This is a genomic window from Euzebya sp., from assembly GCF_964222135.1.
Classification (GTDB): Bacteria; Actinomycetota; Nitriliruptoria; order Euzebyales; family Euzebyaceae; genus Euzebya.
Map to the genome: position 1 here is coordinate 32,992 of NZ_CAXQBR010000014.1, position 21,099 is coordinate 54,090.

General features: G+C 74.9%; 22 protein-coding genes, 1 other RNA gene and 1 pseudogene. 7 read left to right on the forward strand and 17 right to left on the reverse strand.

The annotated features are described in order from the left end of the window. Positions 1 to 12: 12 nt before the first annotated feature. The gene (locus ACEQ2X_RS04025) at positions 13 to 486 is read right to left on the reverse strand and encodes a type II toxin-antitoxin system RatA family toxin (protein ID WP_370324492.1); all 474 of its coding nucleotides are present in this window, start codon (positions 484 to 486) and stop codon (positions 13 to 15) included. Between the two features lie 97 nt (positions 487 to 583). Here ACEQ2X_RS04025 and ACEQ2X_RS04030 point away from each other — a divergent pair, with 97 nt between their 5' ends. The 3 genes from ACEQ2X_RS04030 to ACEQ2X_RS04040 are packed head-to-tail and all read left to right on the forward strand — an operon-like array spanning position 584 to position 3,882. Beyond that, entirely contained in the window at positions 584 to 1,798 is a 1,215-nt protein-coding gene (locus tag ACEQ2X_RS04030) for a Nif3-like dinuclear metal center hexameric protein (protein WP_370324493.1), read from the forward strand. Continuing rightward, complete coding sequence (locus tag ACEQ2X_RS04035) at positions 1,795 to 2,523, forward strand: zinc ribbon domain-containing protein (RefSeq protein ID WP_370324494.1); 729 nt, start codon at positions 1,795 to 1,797, stop codon at positions 2,521 to 2,523. The genes ACEQ2X_RS04030 and ACEQ2X_RS04035 overlap by 4 nt, the downstream gene beginning before the upstream one ends. Before the next feature lie 42 nt (positions 2,524 to 2,565). Next, positions 2,566 to 3,882, forward strand: coding sequence for a Type 1 glutamine amidotransferase-like domain-containing protein (locus ACEQ2X_RS04040; RefSeq protein WP_370324495.1), 1,317 nt, complete (start codon positions 2,566 to 2,568; stop codon positions 3,880 to 3,882). A gap of 5 nt (positions 3,883 to 3,887) precedes the next feature. On the opposite strand, the gene ACEQ2X_RS04045 is transcribed toward ACEQ2X_RS04040, so the two are convergent. Together ACEQ2X_RS04045 and ACEQ2X_RS04050 are read right to left on the reverse strand one after the other, a co-directional pair. Continuing rightward, positions 3,888 to 4,454: a QsdR family transcriptional regulator gene (locus tag ACEQ2X_RS04045; protein WP_370324496.1), complete on the reverse strand. Its 567-nt coding sequence runs from the start codon at positions 4,452 to 4,454 to the stop codon at positions 3,888 to 3,890. A 36-nt stretch (positions 4,455 to 4,490) separates the two neighbouring features. Then, positions 4,491 to 4,736, reverse strand: coding sequence for a hypothetical protein (locus ACEQ2X_RS04050; RefSeq protein WP_370324497.1), 246 nt, complete (start codon positions 4,734 to 4,736; stop codon positions 4,491 to 4,493). A 51-nt stretch (positions 4,737 to 4,787) separates the two neighbouring features. Here ACEQ2X_RS04050 and ACEQ2X_RS04055 point away from each other — a divergent pair, with 51 nt between their 5' ends. Continuing rightward, positions 4,788 to 5,321 carry a hypothetical protein gene (locus ACEQ2X_RS04055; RefSeq protein ID WP_370324498.1) on the forward strand — a complete coding sequence of 178 codons (534 nt, stop codon included), beginning with the start codon at positions 4,788 to 4,790 and terminating at the stop codon, positions 5,319 to 5,321. Between the two features lie 19 nt (positions 5,322 to 5,340). Here the strand turns inward: ACEQ2X_RS04055 and ACEQ2X_RS04060 are convergent, their stop codons facing one another. Next, a complete protein-coding gene (locus ACEQ2X_RS04060; RefSeq protein WP_370324499.1) occupies positions 5,341 to 5,901 on the reverse strand; it encodes a hypothetical protein in 561 nt (186 codons plus the stop codon). Positions 5,902 to 5,928: 27 nt separating this feature from the next. Between ACEQ2X_RS04060 and rnpB the strand changes: the two genes are divergently transcribed. Then, an RNA gene (gene rnpB / locus ACEQ2X_RS04065) (RNase P RNA component class A) lies at positions 5,929 to 6,299 on the forward strand. Between the two features lie 30 nt (positions 6,300 to 6,329). Here rnpB and ACEQ2X_RS04070 read toward each other — a convergent pair. The 7 genes and pseudogenes from ACEQ2X_RS04070 to ACEQ2X_RS04100 form a co-directional block, all read right to left on the reverse strand. After that, positions 6,330 to 7,184, reverse strand: a complete 855-nt coding sequence (locus ACEQ2X_RS04070) for a class I SAM-dependent methyltransferase (protein WP_370324500.1) — start codon at positions 7,182 to 7,184, stop codon at positions 6,330 to 6,332. Then, the gene (locus ACEQ2X_RS04075; protein ID WP_370324501.1) at positions 7,181 to 8,224 is read right to left on the reverse strand and encodes an aminotransferase class V-fold PLP-dependent enzyme; all 1,044 of its coding nucleotides are present in this window, start codon (positions 8,222 to 8,224) and stop codon (positions 7,181 to 7,183) included. The genes ACEQ2X_RS04070 and ACEQ2X_RS04075 overlap by 4 nt, the downstream gene beginning before the upstream one ends. Before the next feature lie 68 nt (positions 8,225 to 8,292). After that, the gene (locus ACEQ2X_RS04080) at positions 8,293 to 9,972 is read right to left on the reverse strand and encodes an ABC transporter permease (protein ID WP_370324502.1); all 1,680 of its coding nucleotides are present in this window, start codon (positions 9,970 to 9,972) and stop codon (positions 8,293 to 8,295) included. Beyond that, positions 9,965 to 10,891: an ABC transporter ATP-binding protein gene (locus tag ACEQ2X_RS04085; RefSeq protein WP_370324503.1), complete on the reverse strand. Its 927-nt coding sequence runs from the start codon at positions 10,889 to 10,891 to the stop codon at positions 9,965 to 9,967. The genes ACEQ2X_RS04080 and ACEQ2X_RS04085 overlap by 8 nt, the downstream gene beginning before the upstream one ends. 127 nt (positions 10,892 to 11,018) lie before the next feature. Continuing rightward, a complete protein-coding gene (locus ACEQ2X_RS04090; protein WP_370324504.1) occupies positions 11,019 to 11,807 on the reverse strand; it encodes an endonuclease/exonuclease/phosphatase family protein in 789 nt (262 codons plus the stop codon). A gap of 37 nt (positions 11,808 to 11,844) precedes the next feature. Further along, positions 11,845 to 12,891 carry a DUF2804 domain-containing protein gene (locus tag ACEQ2X_RS04095; protein WP_370324505.1) on the reverse strand — a complete coding sequence of 349 codons (1,047 nt, stop codon included), beginning with the start codon at positions 12,889 to 12,891 and terminating at the stop codon, positions 11,845 to 11,847. 413 nt (positions 12,892 to 13,304) lie between these two features. Continuing rightward, a pseudogene (locus ACEQ2X_RS04100) lies at positions 13,305 to 13,619 on the reverse strand (glycine radical domain-containing protein); the annotation flags it as partial. A gap of 248 nt (positions 13,620 to 13,867) precedes the next feature. On the opposite strand from ACEQ2X_RS04100, the gene ACEQ2X_RS04105 reads away from it, so the two are divergent. Next, entirely contained in the window at positions 13,868 to 15,283 is a 1,416-nt protein-coding gene (locus ACEQ2X_RS04105) for a ribonuclease catalytic domain-containing protein (RefSeq protein WP_370324506.1), read from the forward strand. Here the strand turns inward: ACEQ2X_RS04105 and ACEQ2X_RS04110 are convergent. Genes ACEQ2X_RS04110 through serB form a run of 6 tightly spaced genes read right to left on the reverse strand, consistent with a single transcriptional unit; the run spans position 15,280 to position 20,412 of the window. Continuing rightward, entirely contained in the window at positions 15,280 to 16,293 is a 1,014-nt protein-coding gene (locus ACEQ2X_RS04110) for a cell wall-binding repeat-containing protein (protein WP_370324507.1), read from the reverse strand. The two genes, ACEQ2X_RS04105 and ACEQ2X_RS04110, sit on opposite strands and share 4 nt — an antisense overlap. A gap of 14 nt (positions 16,294 to 16,307) precedes the next feature. Further along, positions 16,308 to 16,784, reverse strand: a complete 477-nt coding sequence (locus ACEQ2X_RS04115; protein ID WP_370324508.1) for a YbhB/YbcL family Raf kinase inhibitor-like protein — start codon at positions 16,782 to 16,784, stop codon at positions 16,308 to 16,310. Positions 16,785 to 16,810: 26 nt separating this feature from the next. Next, complete coding sequence (locus ACEQ2X_RS04120) at positions 16,811 to 18,187, reverse strand: amidase (RefSeq protein ID WP_370324509.1); 1,377 nt, start codon at positions 18,185 to 18,187, stop codon at positions 16,811 to 16,813. Next, positions 18,184 to 18,384 carry a hypothetical protein gene (locus tag ACEQ2X_RS04125; RefSeq protein ID WP_370324510.1) on the reverse strand — a complete coding sequence of 67 codons (201 nt, stop codon included), beginning with the start codon at positions 18,382 to 18,384 and terminating at the stop codon, positions 18,184 to 18,186. Before ACEQ2X_RS04125 ends, ACEQ2X_RS04120 begins: the two co-directional genes overlap by 4 nt. Then, positions 18,385 to 19,125: a hypothetical protein gene (locus ACEQ2X_RS04130; protein WP_370324511.1), complete on the reverse strand. Its 741-nt coding sequence runs from the start codon at positions 19,123 to 19,125 to the stop codon at positions 18,385 to 18,387. Between the two features lie 54 nt (positions 19,126 to 19,179). After that, positions 19,180 to 20,412: a phosphoserine phosphatase SerB gene (serB, locus tag ACEQ2X_RS04135; protein ID WP_370324512.1), complete on the reverse strand. Its 1,233-nt coding sequence runs from the start codon at positions 20,410 to 20,412 to the stop codon at positions 19,180 to 19,182. Between the two features lie 27 nt (positions 20,413 to 20,439). On the opposite strand from serB, the gene ACEQ2X_RS04140 reads away from it, so the two are divergent. After that, positions 20,440 to 20,931, forward strand: coding sequence for a hypothetical protein (locus tag ACEQ2X_RS04140; protein ID WP_370324513.1), 492 nt, complete (start codon positions 20,440 to 20,442; stop codon positions 20,929 to 20,931). Positions 20,932 to 21,099 lie beyond the last annotated feature (168 nt).

The window sequence follows — 21,099 nt, forward strand, 5'->3', positions numbered from 1 at the left end:
GCCCGCGGTCCGTCACAGCGCAGCCAGCACCGCCGGGTCCTCGCACGCGGCGGCGAACGCCGCGATGCGGGCGCGGATCTCGCGGCCCAGCAGCCACTGCCCGATCTGCTCGGCGATCGGGCGCAGGACCGCCGGGCGGACCGCGTAGGTGTACTTCCACACCGCGGTGGTCCCCTCGACGCCGCCCTCGGAGGACGGGGTGAAGCGCCAGCCGCCGCCGAAGGAGGCGAAGAACCACGGCCCCTCGACCATCGTCATGCCGACCGACGTCGGCGGTCGGTAGGAGACGTACTCGCTGATCATCCTCGGTCCGACCCGCGCACGGGTCAGGGTGCGCACCCCCTTCGCCGGGCGGTCGGCGCCGAGGAGCTCCTGGTGGCGGATGAACGGGTCCCATGCCAGCCGCACCTCCCCGGTGGTCTGGGACACCGCGAACGCGGTGTCGGGCGGGACGGGGACGAACGTGGACGCGGTCACCTGTGGCACCCCGCCAGCCTGCCCGACGGGCGGCCGGACCACGCCGCAGGCGGGGTCTCCGGCGATCCAGCACCGCCCGGTCGCCGCCGATAGGATCCCGCGGACGATGGCGACGCGATCAGGTTCCCCCGACCCCGAGATCGCCCCCACCGACGCTGGCGGCGACCCTCTCGGGCGCTGGTGCGCCGCCCTGGACGACGCCTACCCGCCCGTGCACGCCGAGTCCTGGGACGCCGTGGGCCTGCACGTCGGCGACCGCCTCGGCGACCGGGTCACCGGGGTGCTGGTCACCCTCGACGTGACCGAGGCGGTGCTCGACGAGGCCGCCGGGCTGGGCGCGGACCTCGTCGTCGCCCACCACCCCCTGCTGTTCGGCCCGCTCGCCCGGCTCACCCCGACCACCGCGCCCGGCCGCCTGGCTCTGCGCGCCGCCCGGCAGGGCGTCGCCGTGCTGGCCGTCCACACCAACGTCGACAAGGCCGTGGACGGCACGTCCCACCCCGCGGCCGACGTGCTCGCGCTGCAGGAGCGCCGGCCGCTGCAGCCCCTCGCCCCCGACCCCGGTGACGCCCCCACGAAGATCGTCACCTTCGCGCCCACCGACGCCACCGACGCCGTCATCCGCGCCATGGCCGCGGCCGGCGCCGGGGTGATCGGCGACTACACCGAGTGCGCGTTCACGACCCCCGGGACCGGCACGTTCCGGCCCGGGGACGCCACCGACCCCCACGTCGGCACCCGGGGGCAGCGCGAGTTCGTCGCCGAGGACCGCATCGAGGTGGTCGCCCCCCGACGTCACGTCCCCGCGATCCGCGCCGCCCTCGCCGAGGCCCACCCCTACGAGGAGGTCCCGATCGACCTCTACCCCCTCGTCGCCGACCCCTCCCCCTCCGCCATGGGGTTGGGCGTCCGCGGTCGCCTGCCCGACCCCCTCCCCCTGGCCGAGGTCGCCCGCCGGCTGGCCGACGGCCTGCCGTCCCCCCACCTGCGCCTTGCGGCGACCGACCCGGCGGCGACCGCCACGACCGTCGCGATCTGCGGCGGCTCCGGCGACAGCCTGATCGAGGCGGTCCTCGACGCCGACGGGCGGGCGACGGTGGACGTGTTCGTCACCGGCGACCTCAAGCACCACCGCACCCTCGACGCGCTCACCCTGGGGCTGCCGCTCATCGACGCCGGCCACTTCGCGACCGAGGACCCGGCGATGGACGGCGTCGTCGCCGCCCTCGAGGCCCGCCGCGACGACTTCGGCCTGACCGCGCCGATCCACCGCTCGTGCGTCGTCACCGACCCCTGGACCGACTGGAGAGCTCCTGCATGAAGGCAACCCCCGAACAGCAGCAGCAGCTGCTCACGCTGGCCGACACCGACGAGGAGATCCGCCGGCTCGAGCACAAGCGCCAGAACCTGCCCGAGCAGAAGGCCCTCGACCTGCACGTCGAGACCCAGGAGAAGGTCGCCGACGAGCTGGTCGAGGCCACCCAGACCCAGGAGCGCCTGGCTGCCCAGACCGCCCGCCACGAGCGGGAGATCGAGACCGCCGAGGCCGGCCGCAAGCACTCCGAGGCCCAGATCTACTCCGGTCAGCTGAAGTCGGAGCGCGAGCTGCAGGCCCGCCGCGAGGAGATCAGCGAGTTCAAGCGGCGCAAGTCCGACATCGAGGACTCGCTGCTCGAGATCATGGAGCAGTCCGAAGAGGTCGGCTCCCTGGTCGAGGAGCTGACCGCCCGCCGCACCGAGCTCGCCGAGCAGGTCACCGACCTGACCCGCCAGCGCGACGAGGCCGCCGCCGACATCGACGCCGAGCTCGAGGCGCTCCGCACACGCCGCGGTGAGGAGTCCGGCGTGCTCGACGAGGGCGTCCTCGGCGCCTACGACACCCTGAAGGCCAAGCGGCCCGGCCGGGTCGTCGCCCGGTTGGAGCGGCGGACCTGCACCGGCTGCCAGCTCGAGCTGACCGCCATCGAGCTCGAGGAGATCAAGGAGACCGCCCGCCACTCCCTGGCCTACTGCCAGCAGTGCGGCTCGATCATCGTTCCCGCCTGACCCGGTTCGACGTCACACCCATCGGACACACTGGGCAACGCGATGGAACGGAACGCTGCCGCGGGCACGCTCGTGCTGATGGGGTCGGGCGAGACGACCCCGACGATGGTCACCACCCACAAGGCGCTGCTGGACCGGACCCGGTCACGCACCGGCCGTGACGACGTCCGCGCCAGGCTGCTGACGACGCCGTACGGCTTCCAGGAGAACGCCGGTGAGATCACCGCCAAGGCCCGGCAGTACTTCGCCCACAACGTCGGCGTCGACGTCGCCGCGATCGACGCCGGGTCGCTCGAGGACGCCGACGGGCTGACCGTCGAGCGCGTGCGCGACGAGGTGCGGCGCAGCGACTGGCTGTTCGCCGGGCCCGGCAGCCCGACCTACGCGCTGCGGCAGTGGCGGGCCGCGGGGCTGGCGGACGCGATCGGCCAGGTCCACCGCGGTGGCGGCACCGTGGTGCTGGCGTCGGCGGCGGCGGTGACGGCCGGCTCCCACGCCGTGCCCGTCTACGAGGTCTACAAGGCCGGGCAGGTGCCCCACTGGTGGGAGGGGCTCGGGCTCGTCGAGGCGCTCACCGGCTGGCCGGCCGTGGTGATCCCGCACTTCGACAACGCCGAGGGCGGCACCCACGACACGCGGTTCTGCTACCTCGGGGAGCGGCGGCTCTCCGCGATGGAGGCCGAGCTGCCGGAGGGCACCTGGGTCCTCGGCGTCGACGAGCACACCGCCTGCATCGTCGACGGCGACACCGCGACCGTGCGGGTGGAGGGGCGCGGCGGGGTCCACGTCCGCGCGGGCGGCGAGGTGGTCCTGACCGTCGGGGCGGGTGAGGAGCGCCCGATGGCCGACCTGGCCGCCGCCGGGACCGGTCGCCTCGCCGAGGTCGGACGCCCGACCGAGACCGTCGCGCCGGGGGTGGTAGACGCCGGGTCGCAGCTCGCCACCGGCGGCCCGGAGGGGCCGTTCCTCGACGCGCTCGCTGCCGAGCAGGGGCGGTTCGACGACGCCCTGGCCGCCCAGGACGCCGAGACCGCCACGGCCGCGGCGCTGGCGACCGAGCAGCTGATCCGCGACTGGTCGGCCGACACCCAGGTCTCCGACGCGGCCGAGCGCGGGACCGCGCAGCTGCGCGGGATGATCACGCGGCTCGGGGCTCTGGCGGGGGAGGGCATGCACGACCACGTCGAGCTGGTCCGCCCCGTCATCGAGACCCTCCTCCACGTCCGCGAGGACGCCCGCCAGCGCAAGGTGTACGAGGTGGCCGACCACATCCGCGGGCACATGGACGCCGACGGGATCCGTGTCAAGGACACCCGCGAGGGCGCGGTGTGGGAGTGGGACGAGCCGTCGGACCGCTGACCGGGTCAGGGGAGGGTCAGCAGCGCGCGGTGCAGGTCGCGGGCCAGGTCGAGGTCGGGTTCGCGGGCGTTCAGCAGGTCCGCGAAGATCATCGACTCGCCGATCCGGACGAACATGTACGCCAGCCGGCCGACCTCGCGGGGGAGGGTGAGCGCCCCGGACGCAGCAGCCTCCTCCATCTCACGGCGCCAGATCGCCACCGACGCGTCGTGGACGCCGCCGGTGTCGGTGAACAGCACCCGGAAGGCTGTGGCGGGGTCCTGCTCCATCAGCTGTCGCAGCGGCCCGAAGGCCACGACGTAGCCGTTCATCCGCCGGGCGCCCTCCACGATCCGGTCGATCCCGGGCGGGTGGATCTGCGCCACCTCCGCCATCGACATCCGCTGGGTCACCTCGGCCAGGTCGTTGACGATCCGCCCGAGCAGCCGGTCGCGGCTGCCCACGACCCGGTACAGGGTCGCCCGGCCGACCGCCAGCTCCTCGGTCAGGCGGCGCATGTCCACGTCGCCGGTCGCCATGAACTGCCGTCGGGCGGACCGGACGGCATCGTCGAGGGAGATGACACGAGACACCCAGCGTGTGTACCACCCGGGCGCGGTCGCGCCGAATCAGCCGAAGGGGAGGATCAGCCGGGAGGTGTACATCCGCCGGCCGCCGCGCAGGACGACCTCGAGGATCTCGCCGGTCGCGCCGGGGTGGAAGATCGACGCCGGCACGCGGTTGATCGCCACGTACTCCTGCCACCCCTCGATCGCCCCGGACCCGTCGCCGGCGACCCGGCGGATCCGACGGCCGGCGATCTCGTACACGGAGCCGGACTCCGTGCGGTAGATCTCCAGGGTGGCGGTTGACATGTCCGCCAGTGTGGCGCATGGCCGACCGGACACAGAAGACTTGGGAACATCTTGACCCTCGGGGACGTCGAGGGTGTGGCGCCGGGGACGGTGGTCGGCGTGGACCTCGGGCTGCGGACCGGCGTCGCGGTGCTGGACGGCGTGGTCGACGGGCCCGTCCGGCTGCGCCGCTACACCTCCACCCACATCGGGTCGCGGTCGGCGCTGCGACGCGGCGCGGTCGGGATGCTGGCGGAGGTGGGGCCGATCGCGGTCCTGGCCGTGGAAGGCGATGAGGGGTTGGCGCGCATCTGGGAGCGCGCCGCCCGCGGGACGGGTGCGGAGGTCGTCCGGGTCCACGCCGAGCGGTGGCGCGAGGTGCTGCTGCTCCCGCGCGAGCGCCGGACCGGCAAGCTGGCCAAGGCCGCCGCGCAGGCCAAGGCCGTCCGGGTGATCGAGTGGTCCCGCGCGAACGGCGGTCGTGCGCCGGCGCCGGTGGGGCCGCTCCGCCACGACACGGCGGACGCGATCATGATCGCGGTGTGGGCGGCGGTCGCCCTCGGCGGGGTCGAGGTGCGGTCGCTGCCCTTCGACGTGCCGGGCTGACGGTCGGTCGTCGGTCCGTTCAGCCCAGGACGTGGGCGAGGACCTCCGGCTGGGTCATCGCGTCGGGCAGGTCCGGTCCGTCCGCGGTGATGCCGGCCACGCGGATCGGCCGGCTGCCGGCGGTCGTCAGGCCGGTGCGCGCCCGGTAGCCGGGGAGCGGCCCGTCGTCGGTGGGGAGCTGGACCCGCTCGTAGTTCGGGCCCTCGGAGGTGTCCATCACCGCGTGCTGGTCATCGGTCAGCCAGGAGACGAACACGGCGCAGCTGGCGCCCGGCCACGGGGTGACGGTGGCGGGGATCGCGCCGTAGGACGTCATGTGCCCGGCGTAGACGACCAGGTGGTCGCGCAGCACGGTCGGGGTCAGCACGACGGGTCCGCCGAGGGTCTTCGCGTGGATCTGGGCCGGGCAGGCGTTCGACCCGATCGCCACGATCGGGGTCCGGCCGTCGGTGCCGTGCGGCGAGCGGGGGAGGGGGACGACCCGGTCGCCATCGACCACGACCGCGCGGTCCGGCCAGGTGCCGGGGTAGGCGTGGGCGACGTCGATCGGCGCCGGTCCGTAGTCGGCGACGGTGTCCATGTGGGGGGTACGGTGTGGGGGCTGAGGGGAGTCGGTCGGACGGCCGCGGCGTGCTCGCACCGGCTGGTGCGGCGCACGTCGAGGAAAGTCCGGACTCCACAGGGTAGGACGCTGGGTAACGCCCAGGCGCAGCGATGCGCGGCAAGTGCAACAGAGAGCAGACCGCCAGCGGCCGGACCTCCGGGTCCGGTGCGGGTGAGGGTGAAAGGGTGCGGTAAGAGCGCACCGGCACCGGCGGTGACGTCGGTGGCCAGGCAAACCCCGTCCGGAGCAAGGCCACGCAGGTGCGATGACGCGACCCGCCGAGCACCGGGTAGGCCGCTCGAGGCCAGCGGTGACGCTGGTCCTAGATAGATGGTCGTCCTCGACAGGATCCGGCTTACAGACCGGCTCCCCCCAGCACGACCGTCTGACCTGCGGCCGAGGGGTCACCCGACCCTGGCGGTCACCAGCCGCTCCGCGCCGAAGGCATCCGGGCGGGTTGGCAGGCCGGCGGCGCGCGCCCAGTCCGCCGGGGCGGTGACGTGCGCGTCGACGCCGCCGTGTGCGACGACCACGGCCTCCGCCGCGTCCTCGTCGTACGTCGAGAGGATCGGCTCGCCCAGCACCCGGAACGCCCAGGCGGCGAGCGGGCGTGTGACGGGCGCGAGCGGTCCCCGTCCCAGCAGGTCGGGGTGGGCCACCGTCATGGCGAGGTGGCTGCCGGGGGCCGAGCAGGTGGCGATGCCGTCGAGCACCTCCTCGACCGCGGTCGGCGGCAGGTAGGGCGCCACCCCCTCCCACACCCACGCGGTCGGGACGTCGCGGCGGTGGCCGTGGCCGTCGAGGGCATCGGGGATCGTGGTGGCGGCCAGGTCGACGGGGACCAGGTGGAGGCCGTCGCGGTGGGCCCGGTCACCGAGCGCCTCCCGCTTGGCCTGCTGGGTGGCGGGCAGGTCGAGCTCCCAGACCGGCGTCGACGCGAGCGCGTCCAGCCGCCACGCCCGCGTGTCGAAGCCGGCACCCACCACGACGACCTGGGTGCAGCCGCCGTCGACGGCCACCGTCACGAACCGGTCGATCGCCGCCATCCGGAGCGCCGTGTGGCGCGACAGGCCCAGGGTGGCGACGGCCATCGCGTCCGCCCCGGCCGGCCGGACGGCCACGCGCCGGGCCGCGGCGGCGACCCGCCGCTCCACCGGCGGCAGGAACGTCGTGGCCAGCGGGTCGTGGAGGTGCCGGTAGCCGATCGCCCGCCCGGCAGCCACGGCGCGCGCGGTCAGCGACGCCCGACCGGCCGTCATCGCCGGCCCGCCCGCACCACCGCGGCGGCCCGCTCGACGTCCGAGGCGTCGTTGTACAGGTGGAACGACAGCCGGAGCCGGCCCGCACGGACGGCCGCCACCACGCCCGCCGCCTCGAGGACGGCCGGGTCGACGTCGACGTCCACGCTGACGATGGCGCTGCCCGCCGGCTCGACGTCGATCGCCTCGCAGAACGCGTCGGCGAGCCCCACGTCGTGGGCGCCGATCGTGGCGATGCCAAGATCGCCCAGCAGCTCCGCGGACGGCAGCGCCCCCACCACGCACGGCCAGGACGGCGAGAGGTCGAAGCGGCGGGCGTCGGCCGCCAGGCGCAGCGGCGGGCCGTAGATCGACGACCAGATGTCCCCCCCGGCGTACCAGCCGGCCTGGCGGGGGACCAGCCAGTCGACGTCCTCGCGCACAGTCATGAACCCGACCCCGCGGGGCATCAGCAGCCACTTGTAGGCGCTGGTGGCGGTCACGTCGAACCGGCGGGCGTCCACCTCGAGCCAGCCGGCCGCCTGGGTCAGGTCGAGGAACGTCCGGGCCCCGGCGTCGCCTGCCGCCGTCGCCAGCCCGTCGAGGTCCAGCACCCGCCCGTCGGCGGACTGCACCGCCGACACCGCGATCATGTCGACATCCGGGGTGACCGCGTCGAGGAGCCCGTCGAGCGGCACGGTCCGGACGTCCAAGCGGTCGTCGGCCAGGAAGGGGAACAGCACGCTGGTGAAGTCCTCCTCAGCAGCGAGCACCGTCGCGCCGTCGGGCAGGCAGGAGGCGACCAGACCGGCCACCGGGGACAGCACGCCGACGACGGCGACGCGGGCTGACGGCATCCCGACCAACCCGGCGTACGCCGCCCGCAGCGACTGGACGGTGGCGTCGAACGCCGGCGGGTGGACCCGCCCCTCCACCCAGTCGTCCAGGTGGGCGTGCATCGCGGCAGCCGACGCCTGTGGTCCGAGACCGACCGAGGCGGTGTTCAGGTAGCCGGGGACGGGTCGGACGCGGTCGGGGGCGAGGGCGGTGAGGTGGGACATGGTCCCGCAGTCTCCCCGACCGGGGATCACGGGTGCACGTCAGGCCCCCGACCCCGCCCCTCCGACGGTCAGGCTGCGCCCGCGGCCCTGACGGCGGGACCCTGCCGGACGGCCTTCGGCTCCCACCGGAAGGTCCGCGCGGCCACGAGGGCCCCGACGACCGCCCACGCGGTCAGCGCGGCGAGCTCGGGCCAGGCCCAGGCCGGCGATCCGCCGTCGAGCGCCCCGGTGAGCGCGTGGACGAACGGCTTCAGCGGGAACGCCCACCCGACGACCTGCAACGCGGTCGGCAGCGGGGCGAAGCTGAACACGTCGGACACGAACGACAGCGGCAGGAGCAGACCCAAGCTGATCGGCGGCACCGACTTCGCGGTGCGGGCCAGGCCGGCCACCACGACGCCGAGCGCGGTCATCGCGGCGGTGCCGATGCCGAGCGCGACCACGGCAGCCGGGACGCGGGCGAGCGGCACCGACAGGTCCCACACCAGCGCGGCGGCGACGAAGGTCACCACCGCGATCGCCACCGCGACCACGACCACGGCGACCAGGCGGCCACCGAGGTAGGCAGCCGCCGGCAGCGGGGTGCCGCGCAGCCGGCGCAGGACGCCGGCGTCCCGCGCCCGGGCGAGCTGCTCGGGCAGGTTGACGAACCCGTGGGTCGCCACGCCGTAGGCGACCATCGCCGGGGCGAGGACCTGGACGAACGGGAGGTCGAAGCCCTCGAGCGTCCCCTCGCCGAACACCGCCGGCATCAGCAGGACCAGCAGCAGCGGGAACAGCACGGCGAAGAAGACCGAGCCGACGTCGCGGCGCACCGCCAGCAGCGCCGCGCGGACCTGACCGGCCAGCAGCGCGACCCCGCCGGGACGACCGACCTCGACGACGGCGCCGACCGCGGATGCCGGGGTGACCGGCACCTCCTCCACACGGGCGGGGGTGGGCTGGCCGCCGCCGGCGCGGGTGGCCGGCTGCCAGCTGAAGCGCCACACGGCCAGCGCGGTCGCGCCGACCCCCCAGGCGGCGACGACGGCCAGGTGCTCCCAGCCGAACGCCGGGGTCCCGAAGGGGTGGAACGCATCGCGGAGCAGCGCCCCGAGGTGCGACAGCGGGAACAGGTCGCCGATCAGCGCGAGCGGGCGGGGCAGCTCGGCGCCGACCAGGAAGATGTCGGACACGAACCCGAGCATCACCACCGACCCGGTCGTGACCATGTTGACGGTCTCGGCGGACCGGAACACCGCCACCGCCGCGAACGCGAGCGCCGCCAACGACGCCGAGGCCAGCACGATCACCAGGGCTGCCTGGGGCAGCGTGCGGGCGAACACCTGCACGTCGAAGGTGAGCACCGCCACCACGACGGTGAGCAGGAACGCGACCAGCGCCACCAGCGCGGCGCCGACCACCCGGCCGCCCAGGTAGGCCCAGGCGGGCAGCGGGGTGCCCCGCAGCCGCTTGAGCACACCGGTCTGGCGGGCGAACGCCATGGCCGATGCCGGTGTGGTGAAGCTCGCCATGGCGACCGCGAAGGCCATCATGCCCGGGGTGGCGAACTGGGTGACCCGCACCCCGGTCGCCTCGTCGACGACCTCGTCGCCGGCGAGGATGCCGATCAGGACGACGAAGATGACCGGGAAGGCGAAGGTGAAGAACGCCGCTATCGGCGTCCGGACGACCCCCAGGACGGCGTAGCGGACCTGACCGGCGACGAGCTGCAGCGCCGACGGGCGCGTGGGCTGGCGCTCAGACATCGTCGGCGCGGACGTCGTCCGCCTCCACGTCGTCGACCAGCTGCAGGTAGGCCTCCTCGAGGGTGCGCCGCCGCAGCGACAGGCCGGGCAGCGACGTGCCGCGCGCGAGCGCCCAGCCGGTCAGGGCGTGCAGCGCCGCGACGGGATCCTCGGCCGTCGCCGTGACCAGCTCACCGTCGACCCGCACCGCGGGGGAGGGGAGGGGCAGGTCGGCGACGGCGACGTCGGCGGGCAGCCGGAAGGTGATGACAGCTGCGTCGGTCCCGGCGATCAGGTCCTCGGGCGTGCCGGTGGCGACCAGGCGGCCCCGCGCCACCACCGCGACGCGGTCGGCGAGGTGCTCGGCCTCGTCCAGGTAGTGGGTCGTCAGCAGGACGGTCTTGCCGAGCTCCCGGAGGCGTTCCACCAGGGTCCACGCCTGTCGGCGGGCGGCGGGGTCGAACCCGGTGGTGGGTTCGTCCAGGAACAGCAGCTCCGGATCCCCGATCAGGCCCAGGGCCAGGTCCAGGCGACGTCGCTGCCCGCCGGAGAGGGTCGTGACCCGCGACCGGCGCTTCTCCGCGAGGCCGACGAGCTCGATGACCTCCCCGACATCACGTCGACGCGGGTAGAACCCGGCGTGCGTCGCGACGAGCTCGACGACCGTCAGGTCCTCGTCGAGACCGGCGTCCTGCAGGACGATCCCGATCCGCTCCCGGTAGTCCCGACCACCGGTCGCCGGGTCGAACCCGAGCACCTGGACCTGGCCGGAGGTGCGGGTCCGGTGCCCCTCCAGGATCTCCACCGTCGTCGTCTTGCCGGCGCCGTTGGGGCCGAGGAGGGCGAAGACCTCGCCGTCGGCGACCTCGAAGGACAGGTCGTCGACCGCGCGCTGCACCCCGTACAGCTTGCAGAGGTCCTTCACGATGATCGCCGGCATTGCCGTGCCTCCTGGACGTCGCGCGCACGGTCGACGCAGTCGACGCGTCGACCTGCCGCCATGGTGCGATGGACCAGGCCCCCGCGGCAGGGTCCTCAGACCCCCCGGCCGCCGCCGTTGGTCCTGGTCAGCCGTCGAGGACGATGTCGGCGGCGACCGCGAGGTGGTTCGACGGGGCCGGCTCGTCGTCGGTCCGGCCCGCGAGGGCGACGTCGCGGACGCTGACCCCGGCGCCGGGCCGTCCTGGTCGTAGGAGGAGGTAGTCGACGCGCTCCTGGGGCTGGCGGGGTGCGCCCGGGACCGCGCAGCGGGTCGCCGCGTCCGGTTGGCCGCCGCCCAGGGTCCAGGCGTCGACGGTGACCCGGAGGAGGGGGCGCAAGGCGTCGGCGTCCGGTCCCGCCCGGAGGTCCCCGGCGATCACGACCGGCAGGTCGCCGTCGAGGGTCGGGTTGGTGACCAGGTCGGCGAGCGCCTCGGTCTGGGCGAGGTGGTCGTCGGCGTACGTCGACGACCACTCGGTGCTCACCGAGCAGACGTGCAGCGGCCCGAGGGGGTGGTCGACGGTGACCAGCAGCGCGGGCGGGCGGTGACGACGCGTCGAGGGCAGCCGCTTGGCCTGCTGGCGGACGACCGGCCAGCGGCTGAGGACGGCGACGCCGAGGTCGGCACCGGCTTGGTCGGGGTGCTCGGGCGGGGAGGGGACCGGCGGGAAGGACTCCGGCGCGAACGCGGCGTGCATGCCGAGCTCGGCGGCGAGGACGTCGGCCTGCGTCCGCGACGGGGTGCTCCACACCTCCTGCAGCCCGACCACGTCCGGCCGGAGCGCCTTCAGGACCTCGACGACGCGGTCCTGGCGGGCACGCCAGTCGTCGCCGAAGCGCCACCAGATGTTCCAGGACATGGCTCGGAGATCCACGTCCGCGACCCTACCCACTCCCTGGCACCGTGCCCGCTCACCAGCGGGCGCGGGACTCCTCCGCGAAGCCCTGGACGGCGTCGAGCTCCAGTCGGCGGCCGTCCGCGTCCCGCACCCAGCCGGTCCAGGTCCCGAAGACCTGGTGGGTCTCGCGGCGCAGGACGGCGAGATCGACGGTGGAGTGCTCGTCGTGGCGGGGGTGGAGGGTGACGTCGAGGTGTCCGTCGGGGTCGTGGACCCGCCACGGCCGGAGGGGCGCGTCCCAGTCGTAGTCCCAGGTGAGCTCGGTCCCGATCTTCGTGAGCCGGCCGTCGACGAGGATCCCGTTCTCGGTCGCACCGGTCCCGGCCGTCCAGCGCCCGCCGAGCTGCAGGCCCACCACGACGTCGTCGGCGCCGGTGGCGGGGCCCGCGCCCCCTCCCCAGTTCCAGCGGGTGGTGTACGGCCAGCGACCCCGGCCGACGTCGAGGACGCCCCAGGCGGGCCGGTCGTCGGACCCGAACACCCAGGTCCGGTCGCCGACGGCCACGCGGCCGCGGGCGGGTCGGGCCTGGTGCTTGGAGGTGTACTGGAACCGGCGGTCGGTCCAGGGGATCACGACGTTGAGGGACTGGTGGCCGGGTGGCAGGTCGACGACGACGTCGAGGGTCCCGGGCCGGCCGTCGCGGTCGCGCCACGACGCCGCCAGGTGGGTCGCGCCTGACGCGTCGTCGCGTAGGGCGAGGTCGAGGCCTCGGCCGCGCACCCGCACCGGGACGGTGCCGGCCATCTCGGGCAGGTCGATGCCGACCGCGAGGGGTCTGAGGAGCTCCGCACCGCCGGTCGCGCCGGTCGCGAGGTCCGCCCACCACACCTCGGCCATGCCGACGTAGTCGATGTCGGCGACCAGGGCGGACACGACCAGGTCGCCGGCCAGGACGGCCCAGTAGTCCCACCGCTTCGTCCGCCCCCACGATCCGCGGAGGTTCGCGCGGTGCAGCGGGTGGCGCGACCAGCCGCGTGCGGCGGGGTTGAGCCGCCTCCCGTCCGGAGTGGCCAGGTCGACGCGGGTGGTCAGCTCGGGTTCGGGGGTGGTGGCGGGCATGGCCCGATGGTGGCCGCAGACCCGCCGCCGGGCCCAATCGGGGGCTAGACCGCGTGCAGTCCGTGCGCGGCGAACCGGTTGCGGACCCGCGCGAGGGCGGCGGCGTCCGGCGGCTCGACGTCGGCGATGGGGTAGGGCCGCCCGAGCGCCGCGTACTTGGCGGCGCCCAGTCGGTGGACGGGCAGGACGTCGACCCGCTGCACGCAGCCGAGCGACGCGGCGAACCCGGCGACGCCGTCGACCACGGCGTCGTCGTCGGTCATGCCCGGCACGACGACGAACCGGATCCAGGTCGGCTGCCCCCGGTCGGCCAGCCGGCGGGCGAGGGCCAGGGTGGGTGAGATGTCGCCGCCGGTGAGTGCCCGGTACCGCTCCGCGCCCCAGGACTTGAGGTCGAGGAGGACCAGGTCGGTGGCGTCGAGGATGCCGACGAGCGACGCGACCCGGTCCTCCGGGGTGCGGTCGAGGCTCGACGGCGTCATGGAGGCCGTCCAGGAGATCCCGTCCTCGGCGTGGGCGTACGGGATCTTCGCGAGCGACAGGGCGGTCGGCACCACCCCGTGGACATCACGGCCGTTCATGGGGTTCGCGCCCGGCGCGAACGGCTCGCCGGCCTTGCGGCCGTCCGGGGTGGCGCCCGTCCCCCGGCCGTACACCACGTTCGAGGTGATGGTCAGCACCGACTGGGTCGGGATCGCATCGCGGTACGTCGGCTTGCGGCGGAGCTTGAGCTCCTGGACGTCGGACTCGGTGATGCGGCCGGCAGCGAGGTCGCGCTGCAGGTAGATGTCGAGGAACGTCGCGCTCGACGACCGGACGTACACCGTCGTCGGCCGGCGACTGCACGGCGAGGCCCGCTGACGCCGCGAGGCCAGATGTGCAGTCGGGCCACCCTCGTGGCCGAAGTGCACATCCTGGCCGCTGGGGCCGCCCGAGCGCGGTCCCGGTCCACCGACCGCGAGTAGCCTCCGCCGTCGTGACCCTGCCCCGACGTGACCTGGCCGACGATGCGCTGGCCGCGCCGTTCGAGGCGCTCCGCGACGAGCTCGACGTCCCGGCCGCCTTCCCACCCGCGGTGGTCGCCGCCGCCGAGGAGGCCGCTGCGCGCGGGCCGTCCGGGGATCGCGAGGACGCGACCGACCTCCCCCTGGTCACGATCGACCCCCCGGGCGCGCGGGACCTCGACCAGGCGCTGGGCGTCACCGACGGCCCGGCCCGCGGGCTGGTCGTCCACTACGCGATCGCCGATGTGGCCGCCTTCGTCCGCCCCGGCGACCCGGTGGACGTCGAGGCGTGGGACCGCGGCGTGTCCCGCTACAGCCCCGACGTCGTGACCCCGCTGCACCCGCCGGCCCTCAGCGAGGGGGCCGCGAGCCTCCTGCCGGGCGAGGACCGGCCGGCGGTCCTGTGGACCCTCACCGTCGACGCGACCGGGGAGCTGACCGGCACTGCCGTCCGACGCGCCACCGTCCGCAGCCGTGCGCAACTGACCTACGCCGACGCCCAGCGGGCCATCGACGCCGGCACGGACGCGATGCTCCTCCGCCTCTCACGGCTCGGGCGGCTCCGCGCCGAGCGCGAGTGGGTCCGCGGCGGGGTCTCCCTCGAGCTGCCCGACCAGGAGGTCCACCGCACCGACGACGGGCGCTGGGACCTGCGCTACCGCGCGCCGCTCCCCGTCGAGTCCTGGAACGCCCAGGTCTCGCTGCTGACCGGCCACGCCGCCGGCCGGCTGATGGTCGACGCCGGTGTGGGGGTCCTGCGCACCCTTCCCGCCCCCGCCGGCGACGCGATCGACGACCTGCGCCGGCGTGCCTGGGCGTTCGGCCTGCCCTGGCCCGTCGAGATCGACTACCCGGCGTTCGTCCGGACCCTCGACCCCCACGTCGCGGTCGAGGCCGCCATGCTGTCCGCCGCCGCCGTCGGCCTGCGCGGCGCGGGCTACGCCGCCTTCGACGGCGAGGTCCCACCCCTCCACCGCCACGAGGCCATCGCGGCGGTCTACGCCCACGTCACCGCACCGCTGCGCCGCCTGGTCGACCGCTACGCCGCCGAGGTGGCGCTGGCCGTCGCCGCCGACGTGCCTGTACCCGGCTGGGTGACCGACCGCCTGGCCGACCTGCCGACCGCGATGGCGCGGGCGCGCGGCCGGGCGGCGGCGCTCGACCGGGCGGTCCTCGACCTCGTCGAGGTGCAGGTGCTCGCCGACCGGCTCGGTCAGGAGTTCGCGGCGACCGTGCTGCGCACCTCCGACCGGGGCAGCGACCTGCAGCTGCGGCACCCGGCGGTCACGGTCCGGGTCGACGAGCAGCTCGACCCCGGCACCGAGGTGCGGGTCCGGGCGGTCGCCGTCGACGTGGGCGCCCGGACCACCACCGTCGAGGTCGTCTAGTTGGGCGGCACCACGTAGGAGGACAGGGTGGCCTCGGCCTCCTCGTCGACCGCGGCGACGCCGCCGGCGATGCGGAGGCGCTCGGGTTCGGCTGCCTCGATCGCCTGGACGCTCTCGGGGCTGTTCGCGAGGTCCATCCCGTCGATCAGGTAGAAGACGCCGCGGGTCGCGGCCACCGCCGCACCGGACACCAGCCCGTCGGGGAACGCCCTGCCGGTCGCCACGTACACGTTGCGCTCGTACGTGCCGAGCTCGACCGACCGGGCCGCCACGGCCGCCGAGGTCGCGTACACGTCGTCCCCGGCGATCCGGGACACCTCCCCGGCGGCGGCGTCGATGGCGCCGGCGACCTCCGCGGACACGTTCGACTCGTTGCCGACGATCGTGACCTCCATGTTCTCGTCGAGGAGGTCGGAGGTCTCACCCGGCAGGCGCGCGGCGTTGACGAGCAGCAGCGGGATCCGGTGGGTGGCGCCCAGCGCCGAGGCGCTCAGGGCGTCCTGCCAGCCGCGGGAGGGGTCGGCGTGCTCGCCCTCGGCGATCAGAACCTCGCCGAGCAGGCCCATGCGCTCGGCGATCAGGGCGGCGGTCGCGAAGCGGTTCGACCCGCCGATCCGCTCGACGGACAGCCCGTCGCGGAACAGCTCGCCGGCGATCGCCTCGGACAGCGCCGCCTCGCCACCCAGCAGGATCGCGGTCTCGGCGCCCAGGCGATCGATCTCCTCCGACACCTCGGCCGGCAGCTGCTCGGCCTCGCTCAGCAGCACCGGCGCGCTCATCGACGCGGCCAGCGGGGCCGCGGCCAACGCGTCGGCGTACACGCCGCCGGTGGCGATGAACACCGTGTCGGCCGTGAGGTAGGTGTCCTGCGACACCTCGATGGCGGTGGTGACCCGGCCGGGGCCGGCGAGGCGGGCGATGTCGAGGGGCTCGTCCTGGGCGACGGCCGCCGGGACGGCGGCGAGCACCAGGGTGAGCGCCACGACCAGGGTGGTGGCGGTCTTGCGCATCGGGGTCTCCGGTCTCAGGCGATGCCCACGATCTCGGCGGTGGCGAGGACATGGCCCTCCGCCGCCTTGCGGAGCTCGTGGCGGGTGGCGCCGGGGGACAGCTCGACCAGCTCGGCGTCCATGGCGAACAGCCGGAAGAAGTAGCGGTGCGGCCCGCGGTCCTCCGCGGAGGTCGGCCCGGTCCACCCGGAGTTGTCGAACTCGTTGAGGCCCTGGTACAGCTCGAACCCCTCGTGGGAGACGAGCGCCTGGTCGCCGAGGTCCTCGGGCAGCCCGTCGGTCTCGTCGGGCAGGATCCCGTAGACGACCCAGTGGGTGACGACGCCCTCGTCGCCGTCGCGGTCCTCGCAGATCAGGACGAGCTCCTTGGTGCCCTCGGGCACCCCCTCCCACGTGAGGGGTGGGGACACGTCGTCGCCGTCCTGGGTGAAGCGGACCGGCAGGTCGTCGTCGTGGTCGAACGCGGGGCTGGTGAGGCGGAAGGCCGCCATCAGGCTGTGTTCCTCGAGATGTGCATCTACAGGTCCGACAGTGTCGCATGTTCCGACCGCGGCCGCGGGCGGACCGCCAACCCGGCTCGCTCGAGGGCGGCGCAGGCGGCCAGGACCGTCGCGTCGTCACCGCGGCGGCCCACCACCTGCAACCCGATCGGCAGGCCGCTGCCGGGACCCGTCCCGGGCGTGACCCCGACCGGGACGGAGGCGGCTGGCAGCCCGCACAGGTTGGCGGGGAACGTGTAGGCGGTCATCGCGTCGATCAGGTCGGTGTCGAGGACGCCCTCGGCCAGGTCGGCATCGCTCGGGCGGGGTGGCGCGGGCAGGGCGACGGTGGGGACCAGCAGGACGTCGACGTCGTCGAAGGCGCGGTCGAGGCCGTCCGCGAGCAGCTGGCGGACCTGCTGGGCGCGCAGGTAGTCCGCGCCGCTGATGTTCGCCGCCTGGGCGACGGCGGTCCGGATGTCGGCGGAGAACGCCTCCGGGCGGTCGCGCAGGGTCTCCCAGATCCCGGCGGTCAGCTCGCTCAGGGCGGTCGCGTAGCCGGCTGTCCGGGCCAGCTCGATCCCGGGGATCGTCACAGGGGTCGGGGACAGCTCGGCCGCCGCGGCGCGGCACGGCGCGTCGACGGCCGGGTCGGGCTGGCCCCACCAGGCCCAGTCGACGCCGTAGCGGAGGGGCCGGTCGACCACGTCGTAGCGGCGGTCCGCCAGGACGCCGAGGACCGTGGCGAGGTCGTCGGCGCAGCGGGCCAGTGGTCCCAGGTGGTCGAGGGACCACCAGCCGACGGGGGCGGTCCCGTCGCCGGGCACGACACCCCAGCTGGGCTTGATGCCGAACACGCCGCAGACCGCGGCGGGGATGCGGATCGACCCGCCGCCGTCGCTGCCGACGCCCACCGTGGTCAGGCCGGCGGCGACCGCCGCGCCGGTGCCCGAGGACGACCCGCCGGTCAGACGGGACAGGTCGTGGGGGTTGCGGGGCGTCGGCTGGGCGCCGCTGGTCCCCGTCGGGCTCAACCCCAGCTCCGTCGTGTGGGTCTTGCCGGCGATCACCGCCCCGGCGTCGCGCAGGCGTCGGACCAGGGTCGCCTCGACCGCGCCGTCGCGGGCCGGGTCGTGGTAGGCCAGCTCCCGCGTGCCGGCGAGGGTCCGGTAGCCGGCCACGGCGACAGCGTCCTTGACCGCGACCAGCACCCCGTCGAGCGGCCCGATCGCGTTCCCGGCGGCGTGGCGCTCGGTCGCGGCGCGGGCCTGGTCGATGACGTCGTCGGCGTGGACGGCGCGGAACGCCGCGAGCGGCCCGTCGACCGGATCGGCGGCGAGGAAGGTCTCGGCGACCCCGATCGGTGTCGCCCGGCCGGCGGCGAACGCGTCCTGCAGGTCCGCGAGGGTGGTCACGGGGTCCGTCGGGGGCGGGGGAGGGGCGGCGCGACCGCCGGTGGCACCGGGCCGATCCGCGCCTCGCGCAGGGCCTCCAGCCCGAGCTGGCCCCGACCGACCAGGCGCACCCCGGCGCGGAGCACGGGGACCTCGGACGCGCGCGCGCTCACGCGCAGCGCACGGCCGGTCAGGCGACGGGGGTTCGGGAGGGGCACCTAGTACAGGCCGTTCCGCTTGACGTGCTCGAGGAACGGACGTGGGGAGGACGGGAGCTGCAGGTAGTCGACCTCGGACTCCCACACCCGCAGCAGCTGGCCCCAGCTGACCTCGCGCAGCTGGATGTCGCCGGCGCGGGGCTGGTGGGGCAGCTCGCGCGGGAGGTCGCGCCGCAGCTGCTCCATCCGGACGCTCAGCTGGCGGGCGGCCGGGCTGCCGCCGGCGTAGACGACGGCGACGGCGAGCGTCTTCGACAGGTGCCGGGCGTGCTCGATGCCGGCGTCGATCAGCTCGAGCAACCGGTCGCGGCCCTTGGTGCCGCGGTCGAGCTCGTCGAGGACGGTGTCCACCAGGCAGAGCACGTCGGGCGACTCGATGCGGACCGGCACCTCGATCGGGGCGCGGAACTGCGCCAGATCCGCCTCGGTGGCGCCGGCTGCGCTCGCGCGCTCGCGGATCGCGGCGACGTACCCGCGGGACGGCTGCAGGAGCGGATCGGCGTGCTCGCCGGTCCACAGCTGCACGCGCACGGGCGCGGTGACCCCGGTCCCACCGAACTGCTGCAGCCGGTAGGCGAGCCAGTCCTCGTCGTAGTGGGTCTCGAGGGTCTGGAAGACGTTCCAGGCCAGCAGGTCCAGGCTGAGGGGGTCCTCGAGCGCGCGCTCGAAGCGATCCTCACCCAGGTGTGCGCGGGCGCGGTCGGCCCAGAAGACGGGCATCGGCTTGGTCGTGGTCGCCATGGCGGCACGAAGACTACAGAGGATCGCCGCCGTTCCTGAACCTGGGACCGCGGATCAGGGGTCGTCGACCGGCGGGGGCGGGGGCAGGTCGAGGGAGGGGTCCTCGGCGTCGGCCCGCTCGATCTCCTCCCGCGTGATGCCGAGGAGGAACAGGACCGCGTCGAGGTACGGGACGTTCACCGCGACCTCGGCCTGCTCGCGCACGACCGGCTTGGCGTTGAAGGCGATGCCGAGCCCGGCCCGGGACAGCATGTCGAGGTCGTTGGCGCCGTCGCCGACCGCGACGGTCTGGGACAGCGGGACGCCCTCGCGGGCGGCGACCTGCTCGAGGTGGCGGGCCTTCGCCTGGCGGTCCACGACCGGTCCGACCAGCCCGCCGGTCAGCGTCCCGTCGACGATCTCGAGAGTGTTCGCGTAGGCGTAGTCGACGCCGAGGTCGGCGGCGAGCGCGTCGGTGACCTGGGTGAACCCGCCGGAGACGATCGCGGTGACGAAGCCGAGGCGGCTGAGGGTCCGGATGACGGTCCGCGCCCCCGGCGTCAGCCGCAGGTGGCTGCGGACGTGGTCGACGGCGGATGCGGGACACCCCTCGAGCAGGGCGACGCGGGCGCGCAGGGACTGCTCGAAGTCGAGCTCGCCGCGCATCGCCCGCTCGGTGATCTCCGCCACCTCCTCCGCGCAGCCCGCGTGGGCGGCGAGCAGCTCGATGACCTCGCCGTCCACCAGCGTCGAGTCGACGTCGAAGACGATCAGCCGCTTGGCGCGGCGGTGCAGCCCCGCCCGCTGCACCGCGACGTCGACGCGGGCCGCGGCCGCCGCCGGCCCGACTGAGCCCTTCAGGACCGCGGTGTCGGCCACGCCGCTGACGAGCAGCTCGAAGCTCATGATCGGGTAGCGGCTGAGCCGCTCGATCCGCTCGATGTTGCCGCCGACCGCGGCGATCGCGGCGGTGATGTCGGCGATGGCGCCCGGGCGCAGCGGCTGGCCGAGGATGCTGACGTGGTGGCGGTCGACCGGGTCGCGGCGTTCCGGGCGGCGGTGGCTGACCTGCTCCACCTCGCAGCTGACGCCGTGCTCGGCGGCGACCGCCTCCAGGGCCTCGCGCACCGGGTCGACGTCCCCGCCCGGGGAGACGAGGATCCCCAGCACCAGCCGGTCCTGGATGACGACCTGCTCCATGTCGAGGATGCGGGCGTCGGCTCGCGCGAGCTCGGCGCACAGGCGGGAGGTCAGGCCCGGGCGGTCGCGTCCGGTGACGGTGATCAGCAGGGCTGCGGCGTCGTCCATCGCCTCGTAGCCTGCCTGCTCAGGTCCATGGATCGCATCCCGAAGCCGGCCGAGCTGCTGGCCGCACGCGAGGCGAGCGCCGCGCTCTTCAGCCAGCTGCAGCGCTGGTTCGACGTGCCGGACGAGGTGTCCCTCGACCTCCGGTCGATCGACTCCGCGGACGCCCAGCTGGTCGACGCGCAGTACGTCATGGCCACCGCGATGCGCAAGCTGCAGGCGCTGCACCTGCTGACCACGCCGGGGGTGGTGACCACCACCGACGTGGTGCTGACCATCGTCCAGGACCTCGAGCGGGCGTTGCAGCAGGCCCCCCGTGCGCGCCTGCGGCGCGAGGCGGCGACCACGGACTGGGATGCCGAGCTGGCCGCCCTCGGCGACGGGGACCTCGATGCCGAGGACGAGCCCGAGACGCTCCTCGACGACGAGAGCCGGCGCTTCCGCGAGGCGCACCGGACGATCCGCAAGGCTGCCCAGGCGGTGCTGCAGGCGTCCGAGGGCCGGATCCGCAGGCTGGGGTAGGGCACACGTCGAAGGGCACGGCCCGCGGCGTGCGGACCGTGCCCCTCGGGGTCGCCTCCCTCGGCCTACCCGGTGTGGCTGCCGAGCTGGGCGGCCACCGCGTCGGAGACCGCGGCGGCGCCGCCGATCACCCTGACGCTGTCGGGGCCGACCGCGTCGAGGTAGTCG

Coding starts and splice junctions, on each gene's coding strand:
- ACEQ2X_RS04110 (WP_370324507.1), bottom strand. CDS start 16,293: ATGCGCAAGACCGCCACCACCCTGGTCGTGGCGCTCACCCTGGTGCTC.
- ACEQ2X_RS04040 (WP_370324495.1), top strand. CDS start 2,566: ATGGAACGGAACGCTGCCGCGGGCACGCTCGTGCTGATGGGGTCGGGC.
- ACEQ2X_RS04085 (WP_370324503.1), bottom strand. CDS start 10,891: ATGCCGGCGATCATCGTGAAGGACCTCTGCAAGCTGTACGGGGTGCAG.
- ACEQ2X_RS04095 (WP_370324505.1), bottom strand. CDS start 12,891: ATGCCCGCCACCACCCCCGAACCCGAGCTGACCACCCGCGTCGACCTG.
- ACEQ2X_RS04030 (WP_370324493.1), top strand. CDS start 584: ATGGCGACGCGATCAGGTTCCCCCGACCCCGAGATCGCCCCCACCGAC.
- ACEQ2X_RS04115 (WP_370324508.1), bottom strand. CDS start 16,784: ATGGCGGCCTTCCGCCTCACCAGCCCCGCGTTCGACCACGACGACGAC.
- ACEQ2X_RS04130 (WP_370324511.1), bottom strand. CDS start 19,125: ATGGCGACCACGACCAAGCCGATGCCCGTCTTCTGGGCCGACCGCGCC.
- ACEQ2X_RS04050 (WP_370324497.1), bottom strand. CDS start 4,736: ATGTCAACCGCCACCCTGGAGATCTACCGCACGGAGTCCGGCTCCGTG.
- ACEQ2X_RS04060 (WP_370324499.1), bottom strand. CDS start 5,901: ATGGACACCGTCGCCGACTACGGACCGGCGCCGATCGACGTCGCCCAC.
- ACEQ2X_RS04035 (WP_370324494.1), top strand. CDS start 1,795: ATGAAGGCAACCCCCGAACAGCAGCAGCAGCTGCTCACGCTGGCCGAC.
- serB (WP_370324512.1), bottom strand. CDS start 20,412: ATGGACGACGCCGCAGCCCTGCTGATCACCGTCACCGGACGCGACCGC.
- ACEQ2X_RS04140 (WP_370324513.1), top strand. CDS start 20,440: ATGGATCGCATCCCGAAGCCGGCCGAGCTGCTGGCCGCACGCGAGGCG.
- ACEQ2X_RS04070 (WP_370324500.1), bottom strand. CDS start 7,184: ATGACGGCCGGTCGGGCGTCGCTGACCGCGCGCGCCGTGGCTGCCGGG.
- ACEQ2X_RS04075 (WP_370324501.1), bottom strand. CDS start 8,224: ATGTCCCACCTCACCGCCCTCGCCCCCGACCGCGTCCGACCCGTCCCC.
- ACEQ2X_RS04080 (WP_370324502.1), bottom strand. CDS start 9,972: ATGTCTGAGCGCCAGCCCACGCGCCCGTCGGCGCTGCAGCTCGTCGCC.